Annotated in this window: 12 protein-coding genes and 1 tRNA gene; 3 read left to right on the forward strand and 10 right to left on the reverse strand. The window is 45.5% G+C overall.

What is annotated here, in order from left to right:
* Positions 1-72: 72 nt before the first annotated feature.
* Positions 73-423 (forward strand): winged helix-turn-helix transcriptional regulator, encoded by a 351-nt coding sequence (locus M2273_RS27045; protein ID WP_429400901.1) that lies wholly within the window; start codon positions 73-75, stop codon positions 421-423.
* Between the two features lie 156 nt (positions 424-579).
* Here M2273_RS27045 and M2273_RS27050 read toward each other — a convergent pair whose 3' ends face one another.
* Together M2273_RS27050 and M2273_RS27055 are read right to left on the reverse strand one after the other, a co-directional pair.
* Complete coding sequence (locus tag M2273_RS27050) at positions 580-1,497, reverse strand: protoheme IX farnesyltransferase (RefSeq protein WP_429400902.1); 918 nt, start codon at positions 1,495-1,497, stop codon at positions 580-582.
* A gap of 142 nt (positions 1,498-1,639) precedes the next feature.
* Positions 1,640-1,783, reverse strand: coding sequence for a hypothetical protein (locus M2273_RS27055; protein WP_429400903.1), 144 nt, complete (start codon positions 1,781-1,783; stop codon positions 1,640-1,642).
* Between the two features lie 602 nt (positions 1,784-2,385).
* Between M2273_RS27055 and nagA the strand changes: the two genes are divergently transcribed.
* Positions 2,386-3,582 carry an N-acetylglucosamine-6-phosphate deacetylase gene (nagA, locus tag M2273_RS27060; protein ID WP_429400904.1) on the forward strand — a complete coding sequence of 399 codons (1,197 nt, stop codon included), beginning with the start codon at positions 2,386-2,388 and terminating at the stop codon, positions 3,580-3,582.
* Positions 3,583-3,737: 155 nt separating this feature from the next.
* Here the strand turns inward: nagA and M2273_RS27065 are convergent, their stop codons facing one another.
* The 7 genes from M2273_RS27065 to M2273_RS27095 all read right to left on the reverse strand — a co-directional run bounded on the left by M2273_RS27065 (position 3,738) and on the right by M2273_RS27095 (position 12,744).
* Entirely contained in the window at positions 3,738-4,430 is a 693-nt protein-coding gene (locus tag M2273_RS27065; RefSeq protein WP_429400905.1) for a Crp/Fnr family transcriptional regulator, read from the reverse strand.
* A gap of 343 nt (positions 4,431-4,773) precedes the next feature.
* A complete protein-coding gene (locus M2273_RS27070) occupies positions 4,774-5,598 on the reverse strand; it encodes an SDR family NAD(P)-dependent oxidoreductase (protein ID WP_429400906.1) in 825 nt (274 codons plus the stop codon).
* 64 nt (positions 5,599-5,662) lie between these two features.
* Positions 5,663-6,139 carry a DinB family protein gene (locus M2273_RS27075; RefSeq protein ID WP_429400907.1) on the reverse strand — a complete coding sequence of 159 codons (477 nt, stop codon included), beginning with the start codon at positions 6,137-6,139 and terminating at the stop codon, positions 5,663-5,665.
* A gap of 136 nt (positions 6,140-6,275) precedes the next feature.
* The gene (locus M2273_RS27080; RefSeq protein WP_429400908.1) at positions 6,276-7,685 is read right to left on the reverse strand and encodes an efflux transporter outer membrane subunit; all 1,410 of its coding nucleotides are present in this window, start codon (positions 7,683-7,685) and stop codon (positions 6,276-6,278) included.
* Between the two features lie 11 nt (positions 7,686-7,696).
* Positions 7,697-10,873 (reverse strand): efflux RND transporter permease subunit, encoded by a 3,177-nt coding sequence (locus M2273_RS27085; RefSeq protein ID WP_429400909.1) that lies wholly within the window; start codon positions 10,871-10,873, stop codon positions 7,697-7,699.
* A gap of 19 nt (positions 10,874-10,892) precedes the next feature.
* Complete coding sequence (locus tag M2273_RS27090; protein WP_429400910.1) at positions 10,893-12,080, reverse strand: efflux RND transporter periplasmic adaptor subunit; 1,188 nt, start codon at positions 12,078-12,080, stop codon at positions 10,893-10,895.
* Between the two features lie 40 nt (positions 12,081-12,120).
* Positions 12,121-12,744, reverse strand: coding sequence for a TetR/AcrR family transcriptional regulator (locus M2273_RS27095; RefSeq protein ID WP_429400911.1), 624 nt, complete (start codon positions 12,742-12,744; stop codon positions 12,121-12,123).
* A gap of 498 nt (positions 12,745-13,242) precedes the next feature.
* On the opposite strand from M2273_RS27095, the gene M2273_RS27100 reads away from it, so the two are divergent.
* On the forward strand, positions 13,243-14,484 hold the full coding sequence (locus M2273_RS27100) for a recombinase family protein (RefSeq protein ID WP_429400912.1): 1,242 nt from the start codon (positions 13,243-13,245) through the stop codon (positions 14,482-14,484).
* Here M2273_RS27100 and M2273_RS27105 read toward each other — a convergent pair.
* Positions 14,447-14,523: transfer RNA gene (locus M2273_RS27105), tRNA-Asn, on the reverse strand. The genes M2273_RS27100 and M2273_RS27105 overlap by 38 nt on opposite strands.
* Positions 14,524-14,581 lie beyond the last annotated feature (58 nt).

The following is a 14,581-nucleotide window of genomic DNA, read 5'->3' on the forward strand; positions in this document are numbered from 1 at the left end:
AAGTAGTATAATAAAACTGTATTAGTTAGTAAAACAGTAGTAATGCTGATAATCAGCATAATAAATTTAGTTATGAACGAGAAAAATATGTGCCCGGTTAATTATGCGGTCAATTTGCTGAGCGGAAAATATAAACTGCGCATCCTTCATGCACTGCTTCAGGAAAGCCCAAAACGGTTTAAAGTACTGGAAAGGGAGATCACCGGCATTTCACCGACGATGCTTACTTCGCAATTGCGCGACCTGGAAAGGGACGGATTGGTTAGCAGGACTATATTCGCTACCGTTCCGCCAACTGTAGAGTATAAGATTACAGCAATGGGGCACTCGACCCTGCCAATGCTTACAGAAATCTATAAATGGGGATTAGCTCACCAGGCTGCAGAATTGGAAAAAAAAGTCGAAACAAGGGAGATAGAGTAACGCTCGGATAAAGTTCCGTCTGTATCCCGTTATCTTTTTTATTAGCAGTGAAAATGAAAACTTTGTAATAAACAACAGCAATACTGCATTTGAATACCTACAGAAAAAACTATGCCCAGAAGCGTAACCTAAAGGCACATGTTTATTGACCGGAGACTAAGCCAGTAATAGCATCAATTGAAATAATGGAAGATAGAAAAATGAACAGAACATCATTTTTTTCGCACTTGCTGAATTTAAGTTCAGAACCAGTTTGATTGCAAACCAGATGAAAATCAGTCCCAATATATTAGTCACTATCATAGGATAAAAGCCCAGAAATCCGAAAATTACCGGCAACATGCCAACACAGAAAAGGCCCACGGTGAAACCCAATATAATGGTGGCACTTGTGCTGTCTTTTTTCCTGGTAGGTAATAAATGAAAACCGGCTTTAGTATAATCTTCGTCTGCCACCCAGGCAATGGCCCAGAAATGAGGGAATTGCCAGATAAATTGAATCATAAATATTATAAAGGCGAGTATCAGGTCTTGATTTTGCAAAACGGGGCTTTGCCGAATCGCCGCCAGGTAGCCTATTAATGGTGGGAGCGCACCGGGTATGGCGCCCACTAAAACAGCTAATCGTGTTCGCAATTTTAAGGGCGTATAAATAAACGCATAAAGAATAATGGAAGAGAAGGAAAGCAGCCCAATTACCATACCTAATGAATTAAGTATATGCATACCCGCCACCGCCATAATCAAACCAATGACGAGGCCTTGACCGGTAGTCATACGCCCCGCCGGAAGGGGACGGTTTTTGGTACGGTTCATCAGTTTATCTGTTTTTACCTCGATGACCTCATTCAGGCAACTTGCCGCAGAAGTAATCAGAAAACCGCCTATTGTTAGTAGAAGCCAGCTATTCCAGTCAATACCCGGGATTTCTTTTCTTGCGATCAACAATTTTGAGCCGATCAAATAGGTCAGCGAACAGGATAGCGTAACAGAAAACGTAAGCCTTAACTTGATCAGTTGCGCAATGTCCGAAGCAATTGCTTTAAGTTCAATTCTTGCAGATAAAGCGTTCATTGAAGTCAAATTATTTTAGAACTGTTTGTTCAAATTGTGATATTCAATTTTTGACATGTAAGGAAAGAAAGGTAAAGTCTCAATGGGCTCGTTTGTCTTAGCCTCGTCAATATTTTGAAATATTAAAACAGCGTCCTTTTTGTCACGGAATAAAAAAACTATCCAAAATATCTTCTTGTTTCCATTGATTGACAAACTCGATTTCTTTTTCCAGCAAATCAGGGTTTGATTTTATTGTATCTATTCTGTTGTCCGAAAGTGTCATTAAAACTAAAATTCTATTCATTTTTTTGATTTAAAGTTATTTCTATACGTAGCCACTAAATGCATCGCAGGGACAATCTCAGAAGATGCAGCAATCATTCTAAGGTTTGAATCTTCACTGTCGATCGCAATGCATTTCAACTTTGGAAACTTCCACCCCATTTTTTACTGATAGCTATATGCAAAAATAGGTGCCGCCTGAGCATCAAAACGAGGAAAAATGTCACCGAATTTTACTGCCGGTCGTACCTTCAGGCATTATCATTTGATCTTTATCACAAAGGCTACAGACATTTGAAAATTGAATTTATTGATTTCAAGAAATGTTGAATGATAGTATTCAAATCTTTGCGATCAAGCATCTCATCAATTGCAGTACTGGGGCGTAAAACGGGCGTGCAAAGTTCGCCGCCAGGCTTTTCTTAAGTTGGAGTCCGTTATCATTCGATAAATTACCTACAAACATTAGACCGATCACTGATATCTAAAGTTAAAACGCTTCCTCAATGGTAATCCCGCATCTTTTAAATACATAGATTTCAGAAAGTTTTTAACTTTATAGCCACATCTCTATGACCTGCAGGAAAGAAACCCTTGCACGATGATTGCATGTAATGAAAGACTATGAACAATGTTTTGAACGGGCAGGCCTCTGGCAATAATTTTCTTATATATAATGTTTCTGTACATACGGTAAACGAAATCATTCCCAATGGATTTGTTTTAGTTGAGAATGGTAGAATAACAAATGTCTCTACAGAAAAGATCGAATCAACTCATCTCCACATTGACGGCCGGGGAAATCGCCTGTTACCTGGTTTTATCGATATTCATGTAAACGGTGGCGGTGGCGCAATGTCTACAGATGGCTCGGTAGAAGCCATCGACAAAATCGCCTCGGCACATGCCAAATTTGGTACAACCGGAATGCTTGTAACGATCATAAGTGTACCAGATGAGATGTTGTTAAATTCAATTTCCGCGATAAACGGTCATATCAGTAAAAGGAATACTTCCGGTGCTAACGTTTTAGGGATACACTTAGAAGGTCCATTTCTGAATGCTGCAAAAAAAGGGGGACATCAAGCCCGATTTTTAAAAGACCCTGATATACTGCTATTTGATGAATTATGCCATCATGCTCATAGTATGATCAAGGTTTTGACGCTAGCACCGGAATTGCATCAAGCGTTGCCTTTAATCAAACATGCCAAAGCTAATGGTGTATTAACAGCGTTAGCCCATTCAGAAGCTACCTATGCTCAAACGCTTGAGGCCATTGCATCAGGAATGACATTATGTACCCATATCTTCAATGCTATGGCACCATTTACACATAAGGAACCCGGTCCCATAGGTGCTTTCCTGACCGAAGATGAAACGTTCGTAGCACTTATCCCGGATGGAATCCATGTAGCCCCCCCAGCGATGGAAGTTGTGTGCAGGACAAAAAAGAAGAATAAGATTATCATTGTTACCGATGCCGTTGCGCCTGCCGGAACGGATATCGGTCATTTTAAAATTCTTGGAAATGACATCGATGTTCGAGATGGATCATGCTATATCGCTGACACCAACACTTTATCAGGCAGCGCTCTTACCATGAATATCGCCGTCAGATCTATGCTTGAAAACACTTCGTGCACGTTAACCGAAGCTATCAATATGGCTACTTTAAATCCTGCAACTTTATTGGGTGTAGAGAAGTCTAAAGGCTCAATTGAGATTGGTAAAGACGCAGACCTGGTATTGGTCGATGAGGATTTCCATGTATTCTTTACGTCGGTCGAAGGTAGAATTGTCCATCATGCTTTGAACTAAAGGATATCGTGCAGCAATGACAGAATGATGGTTGGAAATGTGACAATAGCCATGATCTGAATTGTCGTCAGCAACATAGGCTGTGAACAGTGTGCTAAACGGGATTAAACAACACTTCTATCTATCAGCAAAGAGCCTTTTTCCGGACGGGATCGCTACTTATGGACATAATTGCTTCGTACCCGGCTGAGCGTTTCCCGGGTGACACCAAGATAGGAAGCGATCATATGCAGGGGTACCCGCGCATGAAGGTCCGGAAATTTCTTGATAAAGTACTCGTATTTTTGTTCACTAGACTGGCTAATGTACATATGGATCCTTGTCAGGTTAGCTTTCAGCCGTTCGGATACGAAGCCTTCAAAAAAGTTACTCACCCCGGGAACTTCCCGAAGAATGAGATCAAAATCTGCTTTTTTCCAAACCAAAAGCTCACAATCTTCCAGCGCAACAAGGCTAGCGACAGACGGAACCTGTTCATCGTAGCTATCCCAATCAGCGGCCCACCATTTCTCCGGAAAAAAACAAATTGTATGTTCGGTACCGTCATCCGCCACACTATAAATGCGTATAAGACCCTTGACGACAAAAGCCATGTGGTTACAGATATCGCCTTGCTGTGAGAAAAGCTGCTTTTTATTCAATCTGCGCGGAACACTTAGTGCTCTGATCAGGTCAATATCAGTTTCGGATAGCTCCACGTGCGCCGAAATATATTTGATGAAAGCGTCAACCATAGTTCCCATGTTATTCAAACTTACAACTAATGTGAACAGCTTTTCATTTTTTTTGCAATTATTAAAATCACCTGACGAGCGTTGAAGGAAAGCCGAACAATAAAACCCGGACATTTGGATCCATTTATCAGGTTTACAGCTCTAAAAATGAAGGTATGAGGGCAAAAGCACATGACTAATACTGGCCACATTGTTCCGCTATTACGATGGATCATCTCATTTTTTCAAATCCGCATTTTGCGACCCAACCGATCTCCGCAGTACTATTTTGTGTTTGAACCAGCAAGTATCAATCGGTGAGGTTTAAAGTCTGAATAGAACGCACCCTGTTATCAGCCATAAGGGCATAATAAAGCAGGGCGCGTTTAGTAAAATTGACTTATCAATCTTTCGTAGCCACGATTAATATGCTACTTCGCGACTTTGCAAGAATTATCTTGCACTGTTGCCCGTCGCATCATTTGCCCTGGGCTTTAGCAGAGATGTCTTTCCATTCCTCCCATTCAGCCAGCTTAGCGGAGTAGTTGTATTGTGTCCATCCCAAGGCGGCATTACCTAAAAAAAAGTGCAGAGGAGGATGAGAACTATCCACAACGGCAAACAATGCTTCTATCGTTGCCGCAGGGATCCCGGATGCTGCTTCGGAAAACGCCGGATTAGCTGCCAATGCTGCTTTTACCTGATCATACGCCGGATTGGATACGGAGTACTGTGCGGAGCTGCCAAATTCGGTCGAATAGGTAGTAGGCTCGATCAGGGTAACATGGATACCAAAATCTTTTACCTCCTGCTGAAGCGCCTCACTCAACCCTTCCAATGCATATTTGGAGGCGCTGTAAATCCCGCAGGTTGGCACAGTATTGATTCCCAGGACGCTCGATAACTGCAAGATATGACCTTTTCCTTTTTCGCGGAAAATTGGAAGAATGGCTTGAGTTGTCCAAAGTGTTCCAAAAAAATTCACGTCAAACTGGTCTCTGGCTTCTTTTTCTGAATATTCTTCCACTGTACCGATCACCCCAAAACCTGCATTGTTGATCAGGATATCGATACCGCCGGGAAAGTGACCGTTGGCCATTTCCATCACTTTAAATACTTCAGAGCGGCTGGTGATTTCAAGCTCGACCGCCAAAAACCGGTCACCGTACATTTCGGAAAGTTTTTTAAGCGAGTCTGCGTTACGGCTGGTAGCGATCACATTGTCGCCGCGCTTTAAGAAAGCTTCAGCCCAAAGTCTTCCAAATCCTTTGGAAGCTCCTGTAATAAAAATTGTTTTTGACATAATAATATGATTTTTTATTTAATGTTATTTATTTGTAATCTGACGGGTCGATAATTGAAGGGCATTATTCCTGATCGTTCACCTCAATACCAAGTGTGCCCAACATATTCATAATCTTCTGCAGATGCATCTCTTCGTGAAAAAGGAGGAACTGCATTTCCCCATCACCGATGGGAACGAGACCTGTATCGCGCAATGGGGCAAAAACATCTTCTATTCTATCGGGAGTGGCATGCTGCTGATATATTTCAGGCGTTTGCTGCAGGAGAAGCCTGATGCGCGCTATGTCGTTCCGGTCAACCTGTTCAGAAGGTTTAGAACCCATCTGGTAGTTAACTCTTAAGTTTTCATCTGTTAAGCGCAGCTGAGGCGAGTTTTGATAAAATAAACCATCGCTCGTCACCAGGATATGACCCATGTTCCAGATGATGTTATTTTTAGATCCCGCCGGAATAAAATTGTATTGTTCCATAGTCAGGTGCTTCGTCCTTTCCAATAAAACGGTTCTCAATTGCTTCAATTTTTTGATGTGTTGCAACATTTTTCTTAATTTTTTTATACATATGACATGCGAATTCTATACTTACATCGCCAAACCTGGTGTGAGTCGATATCACTTGGTGCAGTTCCAGGTTATCATCCCGTTTCGAGCTGATCATTTTCTCTGCAATCGCGCACTATTTCCAGCCGCCTCCCAATGCGATGTAAAGTTCGGTTACCGCACTGATCTGTGATCTCCTGGCCGCAGCGAGGTTGAGTTCACTTTGCAGGGCGTTGCCTTGTGCGTTGATGACTTCCAAATAGGTAGCCAAACCGCTGGCGAACAACTGACGGGCACTCTCCGTTCCACGGCGCGTGGTCGTCACCCGTTCTCTCGCTATAGTTTCCCGTTCGCTGGTCTGCTCGACCTTCGTCAGGGCATCACTTACTTCGCCAACGGCGGTCAGGACACTTTGCCTGAATTGAAGCACCACCTTTTCACGCTCGATCCTGGCGGTCTCCAGTTGCGTTTTCAATTGCCTGTGCTGCAACAATGGTTGGAAAATGCTTGCTCCGACGACGCCGAACAACGAGCCAGGAATATTGAACCAGTCGCTCGCCCGGAAAGAATTCAAGCCTCCGGATGCGCTCAAACGGAGTGCGGGGTACATTTCCGCCTGGCTGATTCCGACCCTGGCATTGGCAGCAGTAAGCGCAAGTTCCTTTGCCTTCACATCCGGCCTCCTGTTCAGCAATGACGCGGGTATGCCCGTAGCGATATCTTTTGGTATGGTCAGTTGTTCCAAATTGGATATCCGTTGAATATGGTCCGGCAGACGGCCGGTCAATATGCTCAGCGCATGTTCCTGAAGGCTAATGTTCATTTTCAGTTCCGGTATCAATTCGGAAGCGGCCAGCCGTTGTGCCTCGGCCTGTTCCATTGCCAGTGATGTTACCTTTCCTGACTCGAACTGCAGCCGGATCATACTGACGGTGCTATCGTTCAGGCTAACGTTTTGCTGCGCGATCCGCAACTGAGCATTCAGCATAAGCAAATTGTAATAGCCCTGGGCAACGCCGGAGACCACTGCTGTCTGCACTGCCCTTTTCGCCTCCCGGCTTTGCAGGTAAGCGGCCAGGGCGCTCTTTTTTTGATTTCGGATCTTACCCCATACATCGGCCTCCCACGATAGCGCGAGATTGGCGGAATAGTCCTCGATATGGTTAGCTTGTACCCCAAAAGCGTCAAGACTGAGACCTGTCAGGCTGTTATCTGAAGGCCGTTGAGTACTCGCGGTGATATTCACACCGAGGGTCGGGATATTATTCCATTTTACTTGTTTAAGTACTTGTCCGGCTGCCTCAATATTTTTGACGGCGACCATCATGTCGTAATTCCTATTAACCGCGCTGTCTATCAATTCCTGTAACCGGGCATCGGTAAAAAATTCTTTCCAGGGAACGTCCGCAATGCTAATGGAATCACTAACCGCGGCTGACAGATTAGCCGGAAGTTGAGGCGCTGGTAACGCCAGGTCTTTTGATACTTGGCAGGCTGTCAGAGAATACAAGATGCCTGCCCATAAAATTATGAAACGTGTTTTCATTTTCTGCTGCATTAGTGGGTTGGAGTTAAGTGTGCGGCACTCTCTTGCGGAAGCGGCTTCGGCGGTCCCAGAAGCTTCTCCTGAAGTAGCTGGAATACGACGAATAAGACAGGGATAATCAGTACCCCAAGCACCACGCCGAACAACATACCGCCGACGGCGCCAATGCTGATCGAATGATTTCCTTGTGCCGAGGGCCCGGTCGCAATGGTCATCGGCAAGAGGCCTACTACAAACGCCAGGGACGTCATCAGGATCGGTCTTAACCTCAGTTTAGCCGCTTCGATCGCAGCTGTTACGATCGAAAGCCCCGCTCGCCGGCGCTGTAAGGCAAATTCAATGATCAAAATCGCATTCTTCGCAAGTAAGCCGATCAGCATGATCAGGGCCACCTGAACATAGATGTTGTTAGCAATATTGGCAAACTTCAGGAAAGTGAATACGCCAAGCACACCCGGAGGTACGGATAGGATAACAGCGAATGGCATAATATAGCTCTCATATTGCGCGCAAAGAAGGAAGTATACGAATGTCAAACACAGCAGGAATACCACGGAAGCCTGTCCTGAAGACTGGATCTCTTCTCTTGTTTGTCCGGAGAAATCGTAGCTAAAGCCTTGCGGAAGCTTGTCAGCCTCCTCGGTTACCGCCTTTATTGCCTGCCCGGAACTGAATCCCGGCTTAGGAATGATATTTATCCCGATCGAATTGTAAAGGTTATAGCGCGAAGCCGTCTCAGAACCATAGACGCGGCTGAGCTTTACGACGGTACTGATCGGAACCATTTCTCCGCTGCGATTTTTGACATAGACCTTCGCCAGATCAGTAGGATTTGCACGTTCAGCAGCATCGGCCTGTACCATCACCCTGTAATATTTGCCGAAACGGTTAAAGTCCGAAGCTTGGGCACTACCAAAATATACCTGCATCGTGGCCAATATGTCTTTCACGCTCACGCCCAGTTGATCCGCTTTATCATTATTTACATCCAATTGTAATTGGGGAAAGTCGGCCCGGAAAGTAGAAAAGGCAAATGCGATCTCCGGACGCTTGAACAAGTCACCAATAAAGCTGTTGGCTCGGTTACTGAATTGATTGAGGGGCAGTCCTACTTTATCCTGCATCACAAAGTCCAGGGCCTCCACATTGCTGAATCCAGGGATGGTAGGGAAGCAGAAAACGAAGAAATTTCCACCGGTTACGCTACCTAGCTTACCGCGAATGATGTCCATGATCTGGTTGATATCCTCGACTTTGCCACGTTCTTTTACTGGCTTCAGCAGGCAGAAGATTACGCCGGCCGAAGGGCTGGTCGATTGGGTCAGGATGTTAAATCCGGTTATAGAGGCCACCACCCGCTGTGCATCCAGTTTGCGCAGTTCCGCTTCGGATTGCTTCAGAATTCTGTCTGTATTCTCCAATGAAGTTCCCGGTGGGGTCGACAGGGAAATAGCGATAAATCCCTGGTCTTCTGTTGGAATAAAACCTGTAGGAGTAGATCTCACTAACCAGGCCGATATCAATATGACCACACCGAGGCCACCAAGGCTCCACCACTTGTTCCTGATCAACATGTTAAGGCCGCTGCCATATCGCTCGGTTATGGCAGTGAAACTGCGGTTGAAGCCCGCAAAGAAGCGCTCCTTGAAGGTTGTCGGACGGCTTGTGCCATCCGGCATCGGGCTATGCACATTGGTCAGGAACAAAGCCGCCAGGGCAGGGCTCAGCGTAAGGGCGTTTATCGCCGAGATGATAATGGCAATCGCCATGGTGAAGGCAAACTGCCGGTAAAAAACACCGGTCGATCCGGCAAGAAAGCCTACGGGAAGGAAGACGGCGGCCATGATCAACGTAATCGAAATGATCGCACCAGTGATCTCCTGCATCGCTTCTACGGTCGCTTCTTTAGCTGGAATATGCCGCGTCTCCATTTTTGCGTGGACTGCCTCGACGACGACGATCGCGTCGTCAACCACAATCCCGATGGCGAGCACCAGGGCGAACAAGGTCAGCAAATTAATGGTAAAACCAAAAACGTACATGAAAAAGAAGGTGCCCAGGATCGCTACGGGTACGGCGATAGCCGGGATCAGCGTCGAACGGAAATCCTGGAGGAAGATGAATACCACGATGAAAACCAAAACGAAGGCTTCAACCAAAGTATGCTCCACCTGTTCAATGGACTCATCCAAGGCAATTTTTGTGCTGTAAAATATATTGAACGATACACCCGGAGGAAACTTCTTCGACTCCTTCTCCATAAGTTTGTTGATGGCGATCTGGATCTGATTGGAATTAGAGCCAGCGGTCTGGATGACGCCGATCGCTATAGCAGGCTTACCGTTGATCGATGACTTACTGCTGTAGGTGAATGCACCCAATTCAACCCGCGCAACATCTTTCAGCCGAAGAAATGAACCGTCGGGGTTAGCCCTGATCACGATGTTCTCGTATTGTTCAGGGGTATTGTATTTACCGTGATATTTGACGACATATTCGAAAGGCACATCGCTTTGTCCTCCGAACCTGCCCGGTGCAGCTTCCAGGTTCTTGTCCTGTATGGCGGCAAGTACCTCTGAAGCGGCGATGTGGTAAGTCTCCAGTTGGGCCGGCTTTAACCAGATCCGCATAGAATAATCTTTAGCGCCCCCAAAGATAGTTGCAGAACCGACACCCGGAATACGCTTGATCTGCGGGATGATGTTGATACTGGCATAATTGGAAAGGAAGGTTTCATCATATTTCTTCCGATCTACAGATGTGACGCCGACACCCATGATAAAACTTGTCTGCTGTTTTATCGTTGTTACGCCCTGCTGAACAACTTCGGGCGGTAACTGACTGTTGGCCTGGGATACGCGGTTCTGGATGTTAACGGCTGCCTGATCGGGATTCGTTCCCAAAGTGAAATATACTGTAATTGCGAGCGTACCGTCATTACTCGCGGTCGAGGTCATGTAGGTCATGTTTTCGACACCGTTGATCGCTTCTTCCAATGACGGGGCAACCGAGCGCAGAACGGTTTCAGCGTTAGCACCGGGATAGACCGCAGTAACCAGTACGGATGGCGGGGCGATGTCGGGGAACTGCTGCAAAGGTAGCTTCAGCAACCCGATGACTCCTAATATGACCAGTAATATGGCAATCACAGTTGCCTTTACCGGTTGTTCTATGAATTTCTTGAACATAATAGTTTGCTTATGGTAATTAATTAACTGGCTTTGGGGTAGCCTTCGACTGTATCTGCGGTTGAATGACCATGCCTTCCTGCAATCGGTCCATTCCGCTCAGCACGATCTTCTGTCCAGCCTGCAAACCGTCCTTTACGAGGTAGTTCCCGCCGCTTTTTCCAAACACGGTGATCATTTGTTTTTTGACCTTATTGCTATCAGCAAGTTCAAAAACAAAGATCTTGTCCTGCAAGTCCATCGTGGCTGATTGTGGGATGCTGATAACACTTGTGTGAACCAGGCTGAGCCTGACAGTACCCGTGTTTCCCGATCTGAGCAGCCCCTTTGGGTTATTGAATACCACTCGCCCGGTGATGGCGCCCGTTGTCTTGTCAAATTGTCCGTCTATCATATCGATGCGGCCTTTGATCGGGTATACCGTGCCGTCGGCCAGCAGAAGATCAACCGGCGGTATTTTGGACAACTTTTCTTTGAGGCTGCCGCCAGGGTGCAATTCTTTGAACTTGATGAAGTCATCCTCGCCCAGTGAAAAGTATGCATGAACCTGGCTTACATCCGATAACTGGGTGAGCGGTGTCGGGTCTGCCGGGCTGACCAGGCTCCCTTTTTTACGTGTCAACCTGCCCAAGTACCCGCTGATCGGGGCTTTGATCGTTGTATAGCCAAGATTGATCCGCGCCGTCTCTACGTTTGCTTTAGCCTGCTCGATATTTCCTTTGGCAACCTCATACGCAGCTTTAGCGGAACGCAGCTGGAAATCAGAAACGACCTTGTTCTGAACGAGCGGCATTAATTTCTCTACTTCAAGCTGCGCATTGGTCAGTGCACCTTCGGCGGCATGTTGGGTTGCGATCGCGTTGTTCAGGGCAGACCTGAAGGGCTGGTCATCGATCTTGAAGATCGTCGTACCTGCACTTACAAAGGCTCCTTCGTCAACATAGACCTGGGCCAACGTCCCGGAGACCTGGGGACGTATCTCAATATTAACAGTACCTTCGATTGACGCGGGATATTCCTGATAAGTGGTATCGTTCGAGGCTTTAAGCGCGATCACCGATAAAGCCGGCGGAGGCGGAGTCGCGGCGGCCGGCGGTTGCTGACCGCAGGACGAGGCCAGTAATAGCACAATTATCGGGGAAAGGGAAAGTGTTCGTCTATTCGGCCGGTATCCGGCTAAGAGACTTTGTTTTGATGGGTTTTGCATAATGTTCAATTTTTATTAGCATGTGTGTTGGCGGATTTCATTAAGACGACCATTCAGATAATGGCCCTTTTCCGAGCGAGCGGAGAACTGATTGGATCGCCTTTGCGAGCACCCGGTCATTCAGTTGTTCGGGTTGTTGCTCCCTGACCATGTTCAAAGAGATCAGACCGTGTGTAAGTGACCAGAAGGTGTAGTAGCAGTTATCGATGTCCTCCTGACCAGGTGCTGCGGGTTCAAGAAATTGATGTATTACGGCCTTGATCAGGTTTGTTGCTTTCTGAGATTCGGGTAGCAAGTGGGCGAACTCACAACATTTTGCGCCTACACCAAACATGATGCGGTATAGCTCCTTTTCCGCAAATGCAAATCTCCAGTAAGCCAGCCACATAAGCTCTAGCTGCTGCGCCGGATCCTGTTGTAAGGCCATCGCCCGGGCCACTTCTGCCGCCAGCCGGAGAAATCCCTGTCTGGAAAGTTCCACCAGTATCGCATCCTTGTTCCGGAAATATTCATAAATAACCGGTGGGGTATATTCGATCACTTCCGCGATCTTGCGCATGCTCAGCGCGTCCCAGCCCTCTTCTTTGATGATCGCAAGCGACGCCTTGAGGATGTTAGCCCGTGTAAGGTCCTTCATCCGCTGAATTCTGTCTTTACTGCCCATAACTTATTTAATGACTTCAAAAAAATCTAACAGTGTTCTATCATTGACTCCCTGTTAGATGACGACAGCAAAGTTCGAGCGGATCAACGGTGCTTAACGAGGAAAAATATCACGAAATGTGTGTGATAAAAATCAATAAATATTGCCTGGCCAACTTAATGACAGCGCAGTTTGGTGACATTTTTCCTCGTCACGGGTCTTGAATCCAGCCTATTTTTGAGTCCTGTTTTATTTTAAAGCAGGTAGCGATTTCTAAGGACTTAATGTATCACAGTTGCCCGTGGGGAAGGATATCTTGAGATGACGGCTTTGTTTTCACGACGATTCCTTCGTTGCCTGTAGTTGCGGTGTTTACGGACATGGCTGGAAAATACGGAATCATTGACCATATGAATACATGCCCCTTTGCTTATGTTGCCGCGACCACAAGTACTGCTAATATTGATTGGGTTAAAAAGCTTGGTGCAGACCTTGTCATTGATTACAAAACGGAAGATTTTGAAACCAGGATTAAAGATTACGTCGGTTCCTGAGAATAAAATGATGCTAGCCATTTATCTTACCGCACCTGAAATTGAAAACGATCGCCGCGGATTAAATACATTCTTTGGTATGAGACGGGCAAGAAAGGAAGGACGCTGGACTTCACTTGCCCCTGTTGGCTATATTAACCGCACTGCACCTGACGGCAAAAAATATATCGAACCCGATGGCAAAAAAGCTAAAATAATGCGGTGGGCGTTCAACGAAATTGCTTTAGAGAAATATGCTACTGAACAAATCTTCAAACAGGCTAAAGCGATGGGGTTAAAGTGCAACAAAAATAGGTTTCTAATAGCCATTCGTAACCCAATGTATTGTGGCAAAATCTTTATTGAAAAATATAAAGATGAAGAATGCCATTTGGTAAAGGGATTACATGAACCTCTTATTACTGAAACCATGTATTACGACATTCAGGATATCCTGGATGGTAAGAAACGAAAAATCAAATTAACTATAATGTCGCCCGACATGCTGCCGTTAAAAGGGTTCCTACATTGTACTCAATGTAACCGTATTTTATGTGGAAGCGCATCTAAAGGGCGTAATAACTACTATTACTACTACCATTGCTCGTCCGCTTGTGGATATCGAAAGAAAGCGGAAGAAGTTAACAAAGCATTTGTCGATAAATTGAAAATGTATGTCCTTAATGAAGATTCAAAGGACGTCTTTAAAATTGCGATAATGGATGCTTACATAGATGCCACCAAAGGGGAAACTCAAAACAAAACCAATTACATTGTTGAAATAACGGAACTAAGTAATCGCATTACGAAAGCGAGGGAATTATTATTGACCGGAGATTTGGATGGTTCTGACTATAAAACTATCAAAACAGAAAGTGAACATCGAATAGCGGTTTTAGAGGCTAAGCTTGCTGAGGTGCCTGTTACGGCGGTTAGTCTCGCAGAGGTAGAGCGTTTATTAGATAAAGCAATTACAAAGCTGACACACATAGATGTAATCTACTCAAATTTTGACGCTTACGTTCAAAGAGAGATAATTGGTTCGATGTACCCCGAAAAATTAACGTTTGAAAATTTGCAACATCGAACCGCAAAGGTTGACTTTTTGTTCCAGCTTATTTATCAGATTAACAGCACGTTACGTGGTAAAAAAAGATGGGCAAGCGACCGTAAAACGTGCTTGCCCATTGTGGCTCCTGAGGCTGGGCTCGAACCAGCGACCCTCTGATTAACAGTCAGATGCTCTAACCAGCTGAGCTACTCAGGACTATTTTCCGTTTGGAGTGGTGCAAAAGTATAATTTCTGCGTTAATTTCACAATATTT

Source organism: Mucilaginibacter lappiensis, assembly GCF_050433765.1.
Lineage (GTDB): Bacteria > Bacteroidota > Bacteroidia > Sphingobacteriales > Sphingobacteriaceae > Mucilaginibacter > Mucilaginibacter lappiensis_A.

Coding starts and splice junctions, on each gene's coding strand:
- M2273_RS27080 (WP_429400908.1), bottom strand. CDS start 7,685: ATGAAAACACGTTTCATAATTTTATGGGCAGGCATCTTGTATTCTCTG.
- M2273_RS27070 (WP_429400906.1), bottom strand. CDS start 5,598: ATGTCAAAAACAATTTTTATTACAGGAGCTTCCAAAGGATTTGGAAGA.
- M2273_RS27075 (WP_429400907.1), bottom strand. CDS start 6,139: ATGTTGCAACACATCAAAAAATTGAAGCAATTGAGAACCGTTTTATTG.
- M2273_RS27065 (WP_429400905.1), bottom strand. CDS start 4,430: ATGTCCGGGTTTTATTGTTCGGCTTTCCTTCAACGCTCGTCAGGTGAT.
- M2273_RS27055 (WP_429400903.1), bottom strand. CDS start 1,783: ATGAATAGAATTTTAGTTTTAATGACACTTTCGGACAACAGAATAGAT.
- M2273_RS27085 (WP_429400909.1), bottom strand. CDS start 10,873: ATGTTCAAGAAATTCATAGAACAACCGGTAAAGGCAACTGTGATTGCC.
- nagA (WP_429400904.1), top strand. CDS start 2,386: ATGAACAATGTTTTGAACGGGCAGGCCTCTGGCAATAATTTTCTTATA.
- M2273_RS27090 (WP_429400910.1), bottom strand. CDS start 12,080: ATGCAAAACCCATCAAAACAAAGTCTCTTAGCCGGATACCGGCCGAAT.
- M2273_RS27050 (WP_429400902.1), bottom strand. CDS start 1,497: ATGAACGCTTTATCTGCAAGAATTGAACTTAAAGCAATTGCTTCGGAC.
- M2273_RS27095 (WP_429400911.1), bottom strand. CDS start 12,744: ATGGGCAGTAAAGACAGAATTCAGCGGATGAAGGACCTTACACGGGCT.
- M2273_RS27045 (WP_429400901.1), top strand. CDS start 73: ATGAACGAGAAAAATATGTGCCCGGTTAATTATGCGGTCAATTTGCTG.